The sequence below is a fragment of the Streptomyces sp. C genome (genome assembly GCF_000158895.1).
GTDB lineage: Bacteria > Actinomycetota > Actinomycetes > Streptomycetales > Streptomycetaceae > Streptomyces > Streptomyces racemochromogenes.
Genome location: NZ_GG657750.1, coordinates 4424618 through 4440796 on the forward strand (window position 1 = coordinate 4424618; position 16179 = coordinate 4440796).

18 protein-coding genes are annotated in these 16179 nt (G+C 71.8%); 6 read left to right on the forward strand and 12 right to left on the reverse strand.

What is annotated here, in order from left to right:
• The 5 genes from SSNG_RS19890 to SSNG_RS19910 form a co-directional block, all read right to left on the reverse strand.
• Positions 1–861, reverse strand: coding sequence for an immunity 49 family protein (locus SSNG_RS19890; RefSeq protein ID WP_042801431.1), 861 nt, complete (start codon positions 859–861; stop codon positions 1–3).
• An 11-nt stretch (positions 862–872) separates the two neighbouring features.
• Positions 873–3470 (reverse strand): hypothetical protein, encoded by a 2598-nt coding sequence (locus tag SSNG_RS19895; protein ID WP_042801432.1) that lies wholly within the window; start codon positions 3468–3470, stop codon positions 873–875.
• Between the two features lie 55 nt (positions 3471–3525).
• Positions 3526–3924, reverse strand: coding sequence for a hypothetical protein (locus tag SSNG_RS19900; protein ID WP_042801434.1), 399 nt, complete (start codon positions 3922–3924; stop codon positions 3526–3528).
• Between the two features lie 253 nt (positions 3925–4177).
• Positions 4178–4375, reverse strand: a complete 198-nt coding sequence (locus SSNG_RS19905) for a DUF397 domain-containing protein (RefSeq protein WP_007265682.1) — start codon at positions 4373–4375, stop codon at positions 4178–4180.
• A gap of 4 nt (positions 4376–4379) precedes the next feature.
• Positions 4380–5231 (reverse strand): Scr1 family TA system antitoxin-like transcriptional regulator, encoded by an 852-nt coding sequence (locus SSNG_RS19910; protein ID WP_007265683.1) that lies wholly within the window; start codon positions 5229–5231, stop codon positions 4380–4382.
• Positions 5232–5609: 378 nt separating this feature from the next.
• Here SSNG_RS19910 and SSNG_RS19915 point away from each other — a divergent pair, with 378 nt between their 5' ends.
• Positions 5610–5906, forward strand: a complete 297-nt coding sequence (locus SSNG_RS19915) for an ATP-binding protein (protein WP_277752151.1) — start codon at positions 5610–5612, stop codon at positions 5904–5906.
• A 52-nt stretch (positions 5907–5958) separates the two neighbouring features.
• Here SSNG_RS19915 and SSNG_RS19920 read toward each other — a convergent pair whose 3' ends face one another.
• The 3 genes from SSNG_RS19920 to SSNG_RS19925 form a co-directional block, all read right to left on the reverse strand.
• Entirely contained in the window at positions 5959–6486 is a 528-nt protein-coding gene (locus SSNG_RS19920) for a hypothetical protein (protein WP_042801440.1), read from the reverse strand.
• A 233-nt stretch (positions 6487–6719) separates the two neighbouring features.
• Positions 6720–6869 carry a hypothetical protein gene (locus tag SSNG_RS42220; protein ID WP_007265686.1) on the reverse strand — a complete coding sequence of 50 codons (150 nt, stop codon included), beginning with the start codon at positions 6867–6869 and terminating at the stop codon, positions 6720–6722.
• Positions 6870–7032: 163 nt separating this feature from the next.
• Positions 7033–7518: a MarR family winged helix-turn-helix transcriptional regulator gene (locus SSNG_RS19925; protein ID WP_007265687.1), complete on the reverse strand. Its 486-nt coding sequence runs from the start codon at positions 7516–7518 to the stop codon at positions 7033–7035.
• Positions 7519–7724: 206 nt separating this feature from the next.
• Between SSNG_RS19925 and SSNG_RS19930 the strand changes: the two genes are divergently transcribed.
• Positions 7725–8234, forward strand: coding sequence for a hypothetical protein (locus tag SSNG_RS19930; protein ID WP_128637507.1), 510 nt, complete (start codon positions 7725–7727; stop codon positions 8232–8234).
• Between the two features lie 65 nt (positions 8235–8299).
• Here SSNG_RS19930 and SSNG_RS19935 read toward each other — a convergent pair whose 3' ends face one another.
• Positions 8300–9226, reverse strand: a complete 927-nt coding sequence (locus SSNG_RS19935) for a cyclase family protein (RefSeq protein WP_007265689.1) — start codon at positions 9224–9226, stop codon at positions 8300–8302.
• Between the two features lie 106 nt (positions 9227–9332).
• Here SSNG_RS19935 and SSNG_RS19940 point away from each other — a divergent pair, with 106 nt between their 5' ends.
• The 3 genes from SSNG_RS19940 to SSNG_RS19950 are packed head-to-tail and all read left to right on the forward strand — an operon-like array spanning position 9333 to position 12524.
• Complete coding sequence (locus SSNG_RS19940) at positions 9333–10244, forward strand: SDR family NAD(P)-dependent oxidoreductase (RefSeq protein WP_007265690.1); 912 nt, start codon at positions 9333–9335, stop codon at positions 10242–10244.
• Between the two features lie 19 nt (positions 10245–10263).
• A complete protein-coding gene (locus tag SSNG_RS19945) occupies positions 10264–11460 on the forward strand; it encodes an acyl-CoA dehydrogenase family protein (RefSeq protein ID WP_042803825.1) in 1197 nt (398 codons plus the stop codon).
• The gene (locus tag SSNG_RS19950) at positions 11457–12524 is read left to right on the forward strand and encodes a Zn-dependent alcohol dehydrogenase (RefSeq protein WP_042801442.1); all 1068 of its coding nucleotides are present in this window, start codon (positions 11457–11459) and stop codon (positions 12522–12524) included. Before SSNG_RS19945 ends, SSNG_RS19950 begins: the two co-directional genes overlap by 4 nt.
• 28 nt (positions 12525–12552) lie before the next feature.
• Here the strand turns inward: SSNG_RS19950 and SSNG_RS19955 are convergent, their stop codons facing one another.
• Together SSNG_RS19955 and SSNG_RS19960 are read right to left on the reverse strand one after the other, a co-directional pair.
• On the reverse strand, positions 12553–13260 hold the full coding sequence (locus tag SSNG_RS19955) for a hypothetical protein (protein WP_007265693.1): 708 nt from the start codon (positions 13258–13260) through the stop codon (positions 12553–12555).
• A gap of 313 nt (positions 13261–13573) precedes the next feature.
• On the reverse strand, positions 13574–14173 hold the full coding sequence (locus SSNG_RS19960) for a flavin reductase family protein (protein ID WP_042801446.1): 600 nt from the start codon (positions 14171–14173) through the stop codon (positions 13574–13576).
• A 295-nt stretch (positions 14174–14468) separates the two neighbouring features.
• On the opposite strand from SSNG_RS19960, the gene SSNG_RS19965 reads away from it, so the two are divergent.
• Positions 14469–15263 (forward strand): VOC family protein, encoded by a 795-nt coding sequence (locus SSNG_RS19965; RefSeq protein WP_007265695.1) that lies wholly within the window; start codon positions 14469–14471, stop codon positions 15261–15263.
• A gap of 139 nt (positions 15264–15402) precedes the next feature.
• Here SSNG_RS19965 and SSNG_RS19970 read toward each other — a convergent pair.
• Positions 15403–16179: enoyl-CoA hydratase-related protein (locus SSNG_RS19970; RefSeq protein WP_128637051.1), on the reverse strand; the 777-nt coding region annotated here is incomplete at its 5' end.

Consider the following 16179-nt stretch of genomic DNA (forward strand, 5'->3'; position numbering starts at 1 on the left):
TCAGACCTCGAACTCTCCGAGCCAGGAGCGCTTGAGCAGGTGCTCGGGCAGGTACGGGGACTCGACGTTGACGGGGATGCCGCCGTCGTAGGCGAGGCAGGTGACGGCGAGGATGCCGATCGGTACGAGGCCGTCGATGTCGTCGGCGCGTTCCGGGGTGGCCGTCCAGTACTGCTTGTGGAGTTCGAGGGATTCCAAGAGCGTGGTGTGGAAACCCTCTTCGTCCTTCTGGAGGAACTTGTAGAAGAGGTTGATCGGCGGGTAGGCGACCTGCTGGATGTAGTCGCGTCCGGCGATGACGGCGACGTTGGGGTGGGAGCGCTGGAACGTCAGCGTCAGTTCCGGTACCAGTTCGGGGCGCTTGAGCCAGTAGGCCTGGAGGGTGGCGACCCAGTGGTAGAGGTAGTCGTCGTGGTCGGCGCCCGAGGCGCGCAGGACGTCGATCGGGAGCTCGCACAGCTCGGTCATCTTCGGCTGGTCGCGCGTGATGATCGCGTACCAGAACGCCTGGATCCAGTCCTCAGCGCTCGCGTCCCATGAGGGCCCCGCCGCCGGCAGGGTGCGCATCTCGTGGTGGATGCGCACCTCGGTCGTTCCCTCGGTCATACCCGCCGTGCGGAATAGCGCGCAGCCCAGCTGCGCAGCATCGACCACGGCCTCCCACGTGCCCAGCTCCGCGGCCTGCGGGTCCACCCCGAACCGGGCGTTGACGTTGAAGGTGCCGTCCTTCCATGCCGACCTGAGATTCCGGGGCGACGAAGAGAGGGCGTCGAGGTCCTCGATCAGGTCCTCGGTGAGTTCATCGACCCAGGCCGCGCTGTCCGGCCTCGGCTCCGCATGGCCGGCCACGAAGACGGTCATCGCTTCTCCTGTCATTTGGTGAGGTCGAAACGGCGAATAGTGTATCCGGCGTAAGTTCCTGTGTTATCGGCTCCCTTGACGACGACGTAGTCGATCCGTGGGGGATCCGCGTTCAACGCTGCCTTGAGGGCTTTATACAGGTCTTTCTCGCTTTGGATGTCTTTTCCGCGCTTCTTCATTTGCTTGAGGATGTCCTCGAAGTACTCGCGGGTTCCCTGCGAGACACGCTTACCGCCGATCCGGCGTTCGCCCAAGTCCGTGGTGACGTGGCTCTTCGCCTCGACCACGACGTACCGGTCGCCGTGCTTGTACACCTGGTCGAACTGGTCGTTGCCATTGTCGGGGCCGTGTAGCTTCTCTTCCTTGGCCCCGGGGAACTCCTTCGGTATCGCGTGTTCCCTGGCTATGGCCTCGCCGTACGCCTCGCTCTTCTTGGAAAGGGCCTCGTGGAACGGAGCGTGCTCCGCCTTGGCGGCGTCCAGGGCAGCCTGGGTTTCGGCCGTGTTGTGGAGCTTGTGCGCCTTCTTGGCCTCGCCGTAGGCGTCATGAGGGCCCTTGTCGGCGGTGATGGCGTCGTGACGCTCCTTCGCGGCCTGGTTGAGCGAGTCTCGCATCTCCTGGGTGACAGTGACGTCCTTGTGGCTGACCGAGTCCGCCTTGCCCAGGTAGTCCGGCGGAACCGGCGGCGGGATGTCCGACTTCGGTACCCAGACGTCGGGGGCGGTCTCCACGAGCTGCGGCGGAACGAGGCCGGTGTGGTCGGGCACGTCGGCACGGAGGCGGTAGCCGAGCTTGTTGTAGTACTTCTTGAAGTAGCCGTCCGTCGGGTCGTTCGCCCGGTGGACCTGGTACTCCATGATCTGCCGCTTTTCGGCATCCGTGTACTTGTGGGCGTTCTCCCGGTGCGGAGGCAGCTCGGGCCGTCCGCCGTGGTCGGGGACACCGCCGCCCTGGTGCGGGACGGTCGGGCCGTCGCCGTGGCCGCCGCCGCCCGTGGAGGGGCCGTCGCCGTGGCCGCCCGTGGAGGGGCCGTCGCCGTGGCCGCCGCCGGTGGGGGTGGTGTCGGTGTTGCCGTGGCCGCCCGTGCCGCCGTTGCCGCCGGGTTCGGTGTGGCTGTTGTGCGGCAGGTTGTCGGCGGTGCCGCCGGGGGTGTGGGTGGCCGCCCCGCCCGGGGTGTGGGTCGTGGCCCCGCCGGGGGTGTGGGAGGTGACGTCCGCGGTGTGGGCGCCGACGCCGACCGGGACCTCCTGCCGCTTGGGGACCTCGGCCAGGGGGTGGTCGACGCCCTTGGGGACCGAGGTGAGGTCCTGCTTGGGCAGGCCCTTGTGGTCCAGGAGCTGGTTGGTGACCTTGTCGAAGTACTGCGGACGGCCGAGCGCGTCGTCGGTGAGCTGGACCGTGTCGTCCGGGTGCGGGAACTTCACCCCCGGCGCGTCGGCCTTCGGGAGGTCCTTCCAGACGACGTCGTCGAGCTTCGGGAACGCCCCGTCGACCTTGCCGAGGTTCGCGAACAGGTCACCGATCTTCAGCTTCGCCAGGGAGCCGGCCTTGCCGATGTAGGTGATCGGGTCGATGATCTTGCCGGCCTTCCCGGCCACCGAGAGGACCTTCGCGATCCCGCCCGCCTTGGCCGCGGTGCCGGCGCCGCCGGTGAACACGGTGGTCAGGACGTTGAAGGTGACCGCACCCGCCGCGCGCGCCGGGTTCTTGCCCCACTCGTCCCACGCGACCAGGGCCTTGCCGGTCTCCTTCATCGCCGTGCGGGAGTCCTTCAGCCAGCCCGGGAGCTGCTTGTCGTCCGCCATCCAGAAGGCCGTGCCGACGCCGGGGATGGTGGTGATGGCCAGGCCGGTGGCGAGTTTGGCGAGACCGGTCCAGGCCTGGCCGGCCTTGTCCCAGCCGTCGACGCCGACCAGGGTGCCAAGGCCCCGGATGGTGCCCCAGATGCCGTCGACGATGATCCCGTCCCACACGAAGGACTTGACCCAGTAGCCGACCTCCCACGCCCGGTGGGTCTCCTCCAGCTGCGAACCCCACGGCAGGTCCTGGACCTTGTTCAGGTCATCGGCCTTGTAGCCGTACATGTTCGCGCCGTTCGAGCCGTCGTTGACGGTCAGCGGCGGGGCGCAGTACAGGGCCCGGATCTTGTTCGCGCAGGTGCGTTCAGCCGCCCAGAAGGCCTCCGCGGCCGCGTTGACGTCGTGGATCAGATCGTTGTTCTCATCGATCTTCTTCCCGTCGTCCTTCCAGTGCTCATCCCCGGCGATCTTGTTCGTGAACGTCGTCGCCTTCGCCTGGAGCGCCTTCAGCCGCGCCACGATCGGGCGGGCCTCGGTGACGTACTCACCGAGGGCCTTGGCCGCCGATTCGAGCTGGTCGGCGAAGAAGTCGCTGTCCGTTTTCACCGGCTTGGTGGTGGCGAACAGCTGCGCCGCCTCGGGAGCGGCGTAGAAGGCGGACAGGCCCTGGAACTCGGAGTCGACGTTCGCGCCGGCGGTGCGGAAGGTGCCCGCGGCCGCCGTGATCGCCGCGTGGTCCTGCTCCAACGCGTCCAGGTCACCCGTGAACTGCGGGATCGTGCACGGATTGATCGGTACGTGGTCGGCCACGGTTACCCCGTCCCCCCGAAGTCGAGCTGTGTTCGCGAGCGTTCCTGTCTACTCGTCAAGTGACGCGAACACAAATGCGAATGGTTCCCGTGGGGGTTGGGGTGAGGGAGAGGTAGTCGACCGGGCGGACGCGCCATTCGGGGCGGAGGCCGCCGCGCAGGACGATGCTGAAGCCGGCGGTTTCGCCGCGGTGGAGGGCGGCGAGGGTGTGGATGCGGCCGCCGCCGTCGGCCCAGGTGAGGGCGCGGTGCACTTCCGTGGGGGAGAGGGCGAAGGGGTGTGCGGTGCGGATCTGGAGGCGGATGCGGCGGACGGCCTCTTCGGGGGTGTCCAGCATGGCGCGGTCGAGGAGTTCGGGAGGCCGGTCGCGGGCGTCGCGGTAGCAGAGGGCCTCGAACCAGTATCCGGTGCGGATGGCCACCGTGTGGTCCAGGGGAAGGGGTCGCGCGGGCATGTACGGCTCTCCTGCCGTTGCTGAGGGTCGCCCCCTCCGGCCGTGACGGGCGGTGGGAGGGGGCGACGGGTCACTCCCTCGAACGGGCGCAGCGTGAGAGGGAGTTGCGGCAGCCAGGGGCGAGCCCGGCGGCACGCTTCGACGTTAGCGTCGGGCTGGGAGGCGTGTCAACCGTTTGACGTCTAACGGGTGATACGGAATATGCCGTCGGCCCCCCGCCATGAGGGCGGGGGGCCGGCGACGGTGGTGGAGCTCAGGCGAGGTCGTCGAACTCGCCTGCGGAGGCCCCGTCGATGAACGCCCTGAGCTTCGCCCGGGACGTCCTGATCACGACGCCGGGGTCATCGCTCTCGCGGATGAGGATCTCGCCATCCTGCACCGCCACTTCCAGGCAGTTCCCCGTGTCCGCGGACCTGGAGGATTTGCGCCACTGAATTTCCACTGTTCTCACGCCTTCACAGTTGTTGCGCCATCTCGCGGATGAAATCGCGAGACCGTTCGGGGTCGAGCGCCCGCTCCTCGGTACGGTCCAGCACGGCCCGGTAGTTGGCGAGCGGCGTCTCGGCGTCGAGCAGCACGCTGCCGGTCGGGATGTCGGTCTGGACGGTGTCCAGCTGCGGAACCGGACCGTGGGCGTAGAGCGTCGGGCCCCCGGCGTTGGGGAAGCCGCCGGCTTCGAAGGTGATGACGCGGACGGTCAGATTGTCCCGCTCCGACTGCTTCAGCAGGTAGTCGAGCTGGTTGGACGTGACCCTGCGGCCGCCGAACCGCATCCGCAGGGCGGCCTCGTGGATCAGGAAGGTGAACGCCGGTGCGTCCTTGCGGTCGAGGACGTCCCGGCGGCGCATCCGGAGGGAGAGGTAGCGCCGCAGGTCCTGAGGGTGGAGGGCTGGGACGGCTTCCTCGAAGACGGCGCGGGCGTAATCCTCGGTCTGTAGCAGCCCCGGCATGTGCATGATCTGCACGCTGCGGAGGGCGACGGCGTGGTGCTCCAGCTCGCACAGGTCGAGCAGGCTCGCCGGGAGGTCGTCGCGGTAGTCGTCCCACCAACCCCGGCCGCGTTCCTCGGCCATGGCGGCGAGGGCGTCTACATAAGCCGTGTCGGGGCAGCCGTAGTGCCGCGCCCAAGTGCGCACGCGGTCGCTGCTGACGCCGAAGCGGCCGCTCTCGACGTTGCTCATGTTGGTTCGGTCGGTGCTCAGTTGGGATGCGGCCTCGGTCATCGAGATGCCCGCGTGTTCCCGGATCTTGCGAAGCTCGCTGCCCAGTCGGCGCTGTCGGGCGGTCGGAGCCTTCCTTGGCGGCATCGGCGTCCCCTCCTGTCGGCTCTCATCTTGGCCTGTGGCCGGGAGCAGGGTCCACCCGTCGCTTCTGTTTTACGGATTACGTAGCAACCGTATGACGAAATCGCTACAGTCTGTGCGCGCACCGCGTCGCACGGCAACGAAGACCGAAGTGCAGTCGCCGGCGCGCGCCTTGGCGCGCGTCACCTGGGGGCGGCCATGGCCACGGCATGCCGGACGGCGGGGAGCGCCAACTCGTACCGCATGGGAGGAGTGTCATGAGCATCAGCGCCGGACCGGCGGAGGGGCTCACCTACCGGATGGTCGCGCCCAGCAGGGCCGAGGCCGTCAAGGTCGCCCGGGACTGGGTCGTGGCCGTGTTGCGGAGTGCCGGGTGCGGAGGTGGGGGAGCGGGCTCGGCTGTGCGTGTCCGAGGTGGTGACCAATGCGCACCGGCACACCGACTCCCCCGAGATCGCCGTCGAGGTGGCCCTGCTCGCGGAGCGGGTCACCGTCTACGTGTACGACTGCGCGCCCGAGCGGTGGCCCGATCAGGGAACGCGCGGGGTGATGGCCACCCACGGGCGGGGGCTCGCGCTCGTCGCCGCCACCGCCGACGACTGGGCGGCCGTCGCGCAGGGGGACTGCGTCAAGGTGGTGTGGTTCGGCTTCGCGGCGGCGGCGGAGGGAACGGGGTGAGGCCGCCCGGCCCCGCGGGCGGGATCGGGCGGCCTCGTCGGAGCAGCGCGTCTCAGCAGGGGCGGATGTGGTAGACGGGGGTCCAGGAGGCGGTGCCGCTGCCCTTCGCCACGTGCGACCAGCGCTCGCTGCCGTCGCTGTTGTAGAAGCGGGCGCGGGTGCCGGAGGTCTGGTTGTTGTTGAACGTGCCGTTGCCGATGCCGTTGAAGTCGTAGTAGCCGCAGCGGTAGTAGTCGTAGTTGTTGCCGTTGCCGTCCACGATGCACAGGTGGCCGTTGTTACACGCCAGCGCCGTGTCCGGAGCGGCCAGGTCGCGGGTCTCGGTCTGGCCCGGGGCCCGCAGGACCACGCTGCCGCCGGCGGTGGACAGCTTGTTCGCGGAGACCTGGCGGGCCGCCGGGTCGGACGCCATGACCGCGTCGACCTGCTGCTGGAGTTCGGACGCCTGCGCGGCCGTGAGGCCGGCGGCGCGGGTCTGCTGTGAGAAGGCGGTCGTCGTCGAGGCTTCGGCGGTCAGGACCGGGCCCGCTATCAGGGCCGCGGTGGCGGTCATCGTCGCGAGGATCTTGCGCGGTGACATGGGTGTTCCCCTTCTTCTGCTTCGGCAGCCGTGCGGTCGCCGCTCGTGACGGCGGCCGCTGAGTCGCGGGACTCATCGTTCCGAAGGCATGGCAGGGCCTGAAAGGGGTGAATCGGCCGGGTTGCGGCTCTTGTCGCGATACCTCGGCTATGCGCGTGCCTCAGGAGCCTCGGGGGTTACCGAACTGGTGCGTGGTCCATGCATCGTTCTCGCTGGCCGGGCGGGGTTCTTCGTTACCGTCCGTTGCGGTGGTGGCGGCGTGGCGCGATGAGGGTGGAACGGTTGGCCGTCAGCGCGGCGCGGCGCGGCGCGGCGTGGGGCGGGGCCGGCTGGAGGGAGAGGTGGTCGATGGAGCGTGCCTGCCACACGAACTTCGGAGCCACCGCCCGGAGGCTCGCCGCTGCGCCGTAGTGAGCCTCCGGAGCGAGCGGAGTGCGAGAGCGCGGAGCTGCTTGCCGCGCCGGACGGTACGGGCTCCCCGGAGGCGCCGGCTACCGGGGGCACGGCGGCGGAGCGTGCGGCCTCGTGCGCGGGCGGCGTCGACGCCTAGCGCGCCGCGGCCCTGACGTTGTCGGCCATTCGGCGGAGGACCCGCAGTGCGGCTACGTACTCCTCGTCGGTGATGCCCTCGTGGATCTCCGTCCGGAGGGCGGTGACCAGTTCCCGGATCCGCTCGATGGCCTCGCGGCCGGTGTCGCTGACGGTCAGCAGCTCGGCGTTGCCGTAGCTGTCCAGCCAGCCGCGGTGAATCAGCTGGTCGACCGCGCGCGGGACGTCGTGCGGGGTGTCCGCCGACTCCGCCAGGTCCGCGAGGACGGTCTCGCGGGGGAGCGGCCCGTCGGCCCGCTGGACGCGGTTGAGCGTCCACCACTGGGGCTGGGTGACGTCGACCCGGGCCATCGCGTCCCGGATGTGCCCGATCACGGCCCGATGGGCGACCCCGCTCCAGTACCCGATGGGCTGGCTGGGCAGCATCTCGTCGGTGGCGGCGGGGTCGGCGGGGGCGGCTATGCGCTGGGTCTGTGTGGTCATGCCGCTGACCGTAGGACCCCAAGTCGACTTGAGGTCAACCCGCTTGGTCGAGGATCGCTCGACCCGGGCCCCTTCGCCCGGACGTATCGCCCGGTCGGCGCAGGTTGACGGGACAGGCGGGTCGTCCGCGGGTGTAATGGCAGCCGGGGGTGAGACGGTGCCGACAGGGGCCAGCGGCCCTGGACAGCTTGGGAATGGGCGGCGAAATGGACAGGGCTCAGGCCGAGGAGCTGTCGCGTCGTGCAGGGGAACTGTTCCGGTCCGGGAGGGAGCGGATCTTCGATGACGTGGCGCAGCGGAGGCTCCACTACCACCTCCTCCGGCTGACCCTCGCCGGCCTCACCCACGAGGACGTGGAGGATCTGCGCGAGCTGGGCCGCCGCGTGTTCGAGGACGGGGACGTCGCCGAGCAGTCGGCCAGGATCAGCCGACGGGCCGACGCCAGTGCCCTCGCGATGGCGATCGTGGGGGTCGTGGACGGTGTCGCGCAGGCCGGGAACGGCGCGCCCCGGGAGCAGGTGATGCTCGGAGCGATCCTCGGCGCCTACGCGGTCGTCGGCGGCTCGGGCGCGTTCAGCGGTGTCGCGCGGGAGGACCTCCAGACGGCGGCCGTTCTCTGCGCGGTCGGCGGTGCCCTCGCCACCTCGGCGAGCCCTGTCGTCCTCGACAGGATCGCCCAGGTGGGTCTGGAGGAGTACCTCAGCCATCAGGATTGAGGTGCCGTGCTGGAGCCCCCCTGGATCCGTCGATCGTCCGGGACGGGGGGAGGGGAAGGGGAAGCTTAGAGCACCGCCACCGGGGCGACCGGGGTGCCCGTGCCGCCGACGAAGGGTTCCGGCATCGCCGACAGGAGGAAGGAGTGGCGGCCGGCTTCCGCACAGGCTGTGGACAGTTCCTCCAGGTTCCAGTTCTGGCCCTGGTGCATGCCCATCTCGACCAGGTCCAGCGCGTGCACCGGAAGCCACAGGTTCTCGATTTCCGGCGGGAAGATCTCGAACGTGAGGGTGTCGTTCGCGACGGCCGCCACGTCCCGCGCGTGGAACCACTCCGGGGTGTGGACGGAGAGGCCGGGGGACGGGAAGCCGTAACCGTGCTTGTCGCCCGCCAGGTAGGCCTGGATCTGGCCCGTGCGGACGAGTACGACGTCACCCGCGCGGACCGTGACGCGGCCGAACTCCTCCGCCTCCGCCAGGTCCCCCGGGGTGACCGCGTGGTCCCCCGGGAGCCGGTCCAGGCCCTTGGCACGGGCCACGTCCAGTAGGACCCCGCGCGAGACGATGTGCCGGGCCTTGTCGATGCCGCTGAACTCCGCCCGCCCGTGCGCGGTGATCGTCGACGCCGGGCGGCCGTTGTAGATGCGGCCCGAGTGCGAGACGTGCGTCAGGGCGTCCCAGTGGGTGGCCGACTGGAGGCCCATCGTCACGGCGTCGTCGGAGCACGCCACCGTGCCCGGGCCGAAGAGCTCCTGGTTGATCTGGACCATCGTGTGCAGGGGGTTGACCCGGCCCGGGATGAGGCCCGCCTGGACGCCGTCCTCCTTGAGGGGGAGGGCGAGCGGGATGCGGCGGCCGGTGCGGATCTCGGCCGCGGCGGCGCGCACCACCTCGTCGGTGATCAGGTTCAGCGTGCCGATCTCGTCGTCGGCGCCCCAGCGGCCCCAGTTGTTGATCCGCTTGGCGATCTCGTGGAACTCGGGAGGGAGGGTCACCGGCCATCAGCTCCTAGGGCTCGGGGCTTGCTCAGGGCTTGTGTGAAGGGATCTGACTGGTCATAGAATCTAACGGTCCGTCAGAAAACACGGGAAGGGGTCGGCCGTGGGGAACTTCTTGGCAGGAAAGGTGGTCGCCGTCACCGGCGCGGGCCGGGGCATCGGCCGGGCGGTGGCGCTCGCCGCCGCCGCCGAGGGCGCCAAGGTCGTCGTCAACGACTACGGGGTCGGGATCGAGGGCGGCGAGCCCACCAGCGAGGTCGCCGAGAACGTGGTCAAGGAGATCCAGGCCGCCGGCGGCGAGGCCGTCGCCGTCGCCGACGACATCTCCACCATGGCCGGAGGCCAGCGCATCGTGGACACCGCCCTCGCCGAGTACGGGCGCGTCGACGGCGTCGTCTGCGTCGCCGGCATCCTGCGCGAGCGGATGCTCTTCAACATGTCCGAGGAGGAGTGGGACCCCGTCGTCGCCACCCACCTGAAGGGCACCTTCACCGTGTTCCGGGCCGCCTCCGCCGTCATGCGCCGCCAGGGCTCCGGCACCCTCATCGGCTTCACCAGCGGCAACCACACCGGATCCGTCGCCCAGGCCAACTACAGCGCCGCCAAGGGCGGGATCATCTCCCTCGTCCGCAGCGCCGCCCTCGGCCTCCACAAGTACGGGGTCACCGCCAACGCCGTCGCACCCGTCGCCCGGACCCGGATGTCCGCCAACGTGCCGATGGAGCTCAAGGAGATCGGCGACCCCGAGGACGTCGCCGCGCTCGTGACGTACCTGCTCAGCGACCGCGCCAAGGCCGAGGACATCACCGGGCAGGTCTACACGATCGCCGGCCCCAAGATCGCCGTCTGGGCGCAGCCGCGCGAGCTCCGCGCCGGCTACGCCGAGGGTGCCTGGACCCCCGAGAGGATCGCCGACTTCCTCCCCGGGACCGTCGGCACCGACCCGATGCCGATGCTCGCCCAGCTCGAAGCCATGGCCAAGGCCGCCGCCGCCAAGGACCGGCCCAACGCCTGAGAAGGGGGTGGGGGACACCGTGGACTTCAGCTTCGGGGCCGAGGACGAGGAGCTGCGCGCCCGCGCCCGCGCGTGGCTCACCGGGCACCTCGTCGGCCCGTACGCGCAGGCGGTCGGCCTCGGCGGACCGGGCAGCGAGCACGAGGGGGTCGGGGCCCGCCGCGACTGGGAGCGGGAGCTCGGCCGCGGCGGCTGGATCGGCCAGGGCTGGCAGGAGGAGGGCTACGGCAACCGGCGGCTCTCCCTCACCGGGCAGGTGGTGTGGGCCGAGGAGTACGCGGCGCTGCGCGCCCCCGCCCGCGTCGGACACATCGGGGAGAACCTCCTCGCCCCCACCCTGATCGCCTACGGCAGCCGCGAGCAGAAGGACCGCCACCTCCCCGCCATCGCCCGCGGCGAGGAGCTGTGGTGCCAGGGCTACAGCGAGCCCGGCGCCGGATCCGACCTCGCCGGGGTCCGCACCACCGCCGTACGCGACGGGGCCGACGGGCTGCTGCGCGTCACCGGGCAGAAGATCTGGACCTCCCTGGCCCGCGAGGCCGACTGGTGCTTCGTCCTGGCCCGCACGGAAGCCGGATCCCGCCGCCACCGGGGGTTGTCCTTCCTCCTCGTGCGCATGGACCAGCCCGGCCGCGTCGAGGTCCGCCCGATCCGGCAGATGTCCGGGACGGCGGAGTTCAACGAGGTCTTCTTCGACGGGGCCGTGGCGCAGGAGGTGGTCGGCGGCGAGGGCAACGGCTGGGCCGTCGCCATGGGCCTGCTCGCCCTCGAACGCGGCGTCTCCACCCTCGTCCAGCAGATCGGCTTCGCCGCCGAACTGGAGCGCGTGGTCAAGGCGTACGCGGCCTCCGGCGCGCCCGATCCGGTCCTGCGCGAACGCCTCGTACGGCAGTGGGCGGAGCTGCGCACCATGCGCTGGAACGCCCTGCGGACGCTGGGCGGCGCGGCCGGTGACCCCGGCGCGCCCAGCGTGGCGAAGCTGCTGTGGGGCGGGTGGCACCGCCGGCTCGGCGAGCTGGCCGTCCAGGTCCGGGGCGCGGCCGCGTCGGCCGGGCCGGGGCTCTGGGCGCAGGGGGACCCGTACGAACTCGGGCTCGACGAGGAACAGCGCCTCTTCCTGTTCACCCGGGCCGACACGATCTACGGCGGCTCGGACGAGATCCAGCGGAACATCATCGCCGAGCGGGTGCTCGGCCTGCCTAAGGAGCCCAGGTGAGAGGCGTCGTGTTCGACGGCAAGCAGGCCCAGGTGGTCGGGGACCTGGAGATCCGGGACCCGGGGCCGGGGGAGGTGCTGGTCGCGATAGCGGCGGCCGGGCTGTGCCACAGCGACCTGTCGGTGATCGACGGGACGATCCCGTTCCCGCCGCCGGTGGTGCTCGGGCACGAGGGCGCGGGCGTGGTGGAGGCGGTCGGAGCGGGGGTGACGCACGTGGCGCCCGGTGACCACGTCTCCCTGTCGACCCTCGCGAACTGCGGGGCCTGCGCGGACTGCGACCGGGGCCGGCCGACGATGTGCCGCAAGGCGATCGGGATGCCGGACCGGCCCTTCTCGCGGGCCGGGCAGCCGCTGTTCCAGTTCGCCTCGAACTCGGCGTTCGCGGAACGGACCCTCGTCAAGGCCGTGCAGGCGGTGAAGATCCCGGACGAGGTCCCGCTGACCTCCGCCGCGCTGATCGGCTGCGGGGTGCTCACCGGCGTGGGCGCGGTCCTGAACCGGGCCAGGGTGGGGCTCGGGGAGAGCGTCGTGGTCATCGGCACCGGCGGGATCGGGCTCAACGTCATCCAGGGCGCCCGGATCGCGGGGGCGTCGGTCATCGTCGCGGTGGACGCGAACCCGGCGAAGGAGGCGGTGGCCCGGCAGTTCGGCGCCACCCACTTCGTGGACGCCTCGGCCGTGGCCGACACCTCGGCGGCGGTCCGGGAGGTCCTGCCGACCGGCGCGGACCACGCCTTCGAGTGCGTCGGCAACGTCAGGCTGATCCGGCAGGCCGTCGACCTGCTCGACCGGCACGGGCAGGCGGTGCTGCTCGGCGTGCCGGGCTTCAAGGAGGAGGCGTCCTTCCTGGTGTCCTCCATGTACCTGGACAAGACGATCATGGGCTGCCGGTACGGGTCCTCCCGCCCGCAGCGCGACATCGCCCTCTACGCCGAGCTGTACCGGCAGGGGAAGCTGCTGCTGGACGAGCTGGTGACGGAGGTCTACCCGGTGGAGGACTTCGCCAAGGCCGTGGACGACGCCCACCACGGGCGGGTCGCGCGCGGAGTGCTCACGTTCTGATCCGGGTGCCGGGTGGCCCGCCGTCGCACTACGCGCGGCGGGCCATCCAGGTCAGCGCCAGCGCCGGTGCGGGCAGGGCGAGGGGGGCCCAGAGGCGGGTGAAGCCGGCCACCGGCACCTCCAGGGCCAGCGGCAGCAGGGCGAGGACGCCGAGGAGCAGCAGGCCGAGGGCGGGCAGGTGCGTGCCGGGGTCGAAACGGCGCATCCGCTCCAGGCCCCTCGGCTCGATGTACGACTTGATCGCGCCGCCCGCGACGAAGGGCCACGGGAAGAGGACGAGCGCGAGGAACACGGTGATCCACACGTTGCGGTACGAGCGGGCGGGCCGGATGCCCACGCCGGCCTCGGGGTGGGCGGGGGCGAAGTAGACCTCGGCCGTGGTGCCCGGCTCCGGGTACTTCCCGGTGGTCACGCCCTCGACGGCCACGTCCCGGGGGCCGCCCTCGTACGGGACGCTGAGGACCACGTCGGTGGTGTAGAACTCGTCGTTGTCGTCCGTGGCCTGGTGGTGGACCGGTTCGCCGGTCAGCCGGACGATCCGGGCCTCGTGGCGGTCGTACCCGGCCCGCTCCAGCCGGTCGCTGCGCCTGCCCTCCTCGCCGGACCCGGTGAAGCACACGACGAGGGCGGCGAAGGTGGCGACGGGGATCCCGAAGGCGAGCACGATGCGCAGCAGGCGGCCGCGCGGCCGTCGCGGCGGGCGGCTGCGCGGGTCGGCCAAGCTCGGGTAGGCCAAGCGCGGGTCGGCCTTGCGCAGGTCGACCTTTGGGCGGGTCGACCTCGGGCGGGACGCGGCGGGCGTGGAGGGAGGCCGCCACCCAGCACGCGGCGAAGAGGGCGGAGGCGCCGGCCAGGCAGACCTCCGCCGTCAGCGGCGGGTACGGGCTCACCCCGACGAGGGCGCACAGGACCGCCGCCGCGGCGCTCCCCACCATCAGCCACCCGGTGGTGCTGGTCCACCGGGTGCGCCCCGGCCCGTACGCGTTCCCCATGGTCCCCCGCCCTGACGTCCGACCGCAGGAGGATAACGGCCGGTCGGGGCGCGGGAGTCAGTCGGCCAGGCGGGCGAAGCGGCCCTTGTGGAAGAGGAGCGGGCCGCCCTCGCCGGCGGCGCCCATGGCCTCGACGCGGCCGACCACGATGAGGTGGTCCCCGCCGGTGTGGACGGCGTGGATCCGGCAGTCGATCCAGGCCGGTACGCCGTCCAGCTGCGGGGAGCCGGTCACGGGGGCGGGCCGGTGGGAGACCCCGGCGAACTTGTCGGCGCCGCTGACCGCGAAGGCCCGGCACAGCTCGCCCTGTTCGGCCCCGAGGATGTTGACGCAGAACACCCCGGCGCGGGCGATCCGCGGCCAGGTGGTCGACGTACGGGCCACCATGAAGGTGACCAGGGGCGGGTCCAGGGAGAGCGAGGCGAAGGACTGGCAGGCGAAGCCGGCCGGGCCCTCCTCGCCCTCGGCGGGCGGGGCGGTGACGACCGTAACCCCGCTCGCGAAGTTGCCCAGCACGGCCCGGAACTCGGCGGGACTGACGGGCGCGCGCTCGTCCTCGCCGACGGCCCGGAGGTCGGGGCGGGGCAGAGCGTCGACGTGTCCGGCGGAGGTGGGGGAGCCGGCTGACCTGAGGTATCGGACGACGGTGGCCGCCATCCCTGCGTGTCCCATCACCCTTCCGATTGAAGCTGACGGTGCGTCAGATGGGAAGGGGTGGGGGGTCGGGACGTGAGCCCGGCCCGGATGCTCGGTCGCGGCGCCGCCGTGGCCACGGCCCTCCTGCTGGTGCTGCTGCTCTTCGGCGGCGGCCTCGTCCTCGGCGGCTGAGCACCGGCCACCGACCCCCCGAACGGGTGAATCCACCGGGCCCCGGGCGGCCGTACGCCTCCGCGCGCGCGGGGCGTGGGCATGGTGGCCAGCGACCGTGTCGCCCCACCCGCTGGAGGACCCCATGCTCGGCACCGCCTTCCGTACCGGATCGCCCAACTGGCTCGACCTCGGCAGCCCCGACACCGCCGCGGCCGCCGCCTTCTACGGGTCGGTCTTCGGCTGGGAGTTCGTCTCCGCCGGGCCCGACGCGGGCGGGTACGGGTTCTTCCGGCTCGGCGGGAAGACCGTGGCGGGACTCGGACCGCTCACCGAGAAGGGCGCCACGTCGGCGTGGATGGTGCACTTCCAGAGCGCCGACATGCAGGCCACGGCCGAAGCGGTGCGGGCCGGGGGCGGGACCGTGCGGATGGAGCCCATGGACGTCATGGGCGAGGGCTGGCTGGCGCAGTTCACCGACCCGCAGGGCGCCCAGTTCGCGTCCTGGCAACCCGGCAAGACCGGCGGGCTGGAGGTGGCCTCCGAGGTGAACACCCTGGTGTGGACGGAGCTCCACGTACCCGACCCGGTCGCCGCGATCCGCTTCTACAGCGGGGTGTTCGGCTGGCGGTACATCGAGATGGAGACGCCGGGGATGACGTACCGGGTGCTCAGCATCGGCGAGGGCGACCAGGAGCAGGGGTCCTTCGGCGGGGTGGCCCCGCAGGGCGAGGGCGCCGGCGGCGCTTCGGCGATGGTGCCGCGCTGGGTGCCGTACTTCCAGGTGGTGGACGTCGACGCCACCGTCACCGCGGTCGAGCGCAACGGCGGCGCCGTGCTGATGCCGGCCGCCGACGTCCCCGACGTCGGCCGCATCGCCTGGGCGTCCGACCCGGCCGGGGCGGTGTTCGCGCTGCTGAGGCCGAGCCCCCGCGCGTAGCCGCCGCCGGGGTCCGGCCGACGGGGCGTGCGGCCCGTCGGCCGGACCGGTCCACGGGGCCGTCCTGCCCCCTCCAGGCCGGCCGTCCCGCGTGCCCACAGGTCGGCTCGCCGGGGTCGCCGGGGTCGCCGGGCAGGCCTCAGCGGCCCAGGTACTTCGGGGTGCGGCGCTCCACGAAGCTCGCCACGCCCTCGTTCGCGTCGGCGGTGGTCATGTTGATCTCCTGGGCGGTGGCCTCGGCGGCCAGCGCGTTCGCCCTGTCCCCGTCCAGGGAGGCGTTGACCAGCTGCTTCGTGAGCGCGAGGGCACGCGTGGGGCCCTGCGCGAGCCGCTCGGCCCACTCGCGGGCGGCCGCCTCCAGCGCGTCGGCGGGGACCACCTTGTTGACCAGCCCGAGCCGGGCCGCCTCCGCGGCGGGGACGGCGTCGCCGAAGAACATCAGCTCCTTCGCCTTCTGCGGGCCGATCAGGCGGGGCAGGAGGTAGGCGCCCGCGCCGTCGGGGACGAGGCCGCGGCGGACGAACACCTCGATGAAGCGGGCGGTGTCGGCGGCGATGACGAGGTCGCAGGCGAGGGCGAGGTGTGCGCCGATGCCGGCGGCGGTGCCGTTGACGGCGGCGATGACGGGCTTCTCGCAGTCGAGGACCGCGGTGATCAGGCGCTGCGCGCCGAGCCGGATCATGCGGGCGACGTCGCCGGCGACGCGCTCGCCGGGCGCTTCGCTGCCGTTGGCGTTGGCGTTGGCGTTGGAGTTGCCGCTGCGGAGGTCGGCGCCGGCGCAGAACCCCTTGCCGGTGGCGGTGACGACGACGGCCCGCACGCCGGGGTCGCCGGAGGCGGCGTCGAGCAGCGCGATGACGCGCTCGCGCTGCTCCCAGGTGAGGGCGTTCATGGCGTCGGGCCGGTTGAGGGTGAT

Coding starts and splice junctions, on each gene's coding strand:
- SSNG_RS19925 (WP_007265687.1), bottom strand. CDS start 7,518: ATGACCACACAGACCCAGCGCATAGCCGCCCCCGCCGACCCCGCCGCC.
- SSNG_RS19910 (WP_007265683.1), bottom strand. CDS start 5,231: ATGCCGCCAAGGAAGGCTCCGACCGCCCGACAGCGCCGACTGGGCAGC.
- SSNG_RS19960 (WP_042801446.1), bottom strand. CDS start 14,173: ATGGCGGCCACCGTCGTCCGATACCTCAGGTCAGCCGGCTCCCCCACC.
- SSNG_RS19920 (WP_042801440.1), bottom strand. CDS start 6,486: ATGTCACCGCGCAAGATCCTCGCGACGATGACCGCCACCGCGGCCCTG.
- SSNG_RS19890 (WP_042801431.1), bottom strand. CDS start 861: ATGACCGTCTTCGTGGCCGGCCATGCGGAGCCGAGGCCGGACAGCGCG.
- SSNG_RS19930 (WP_128637507.1), top strand. CDS start 7,725: ATGGACAGGGCTCAGGCCGAGGAGCTGTCGCGTCGTGCAGGGGAACTG.
- SSNG_RS19900 (WP_042801434.1), bottom strand. CDS start 3,924: ATGCCCGCGCGACCCCTTCCCCTGGACCACACGGTGGCCATCCGCACC.
- SSNG_RS19965 (WP_007265695.1), top strand. CDS start 14,469: ATGCTCGGCACCGCCTTCCGTACCGGATCGCCCAACTGGCTCGACCTC.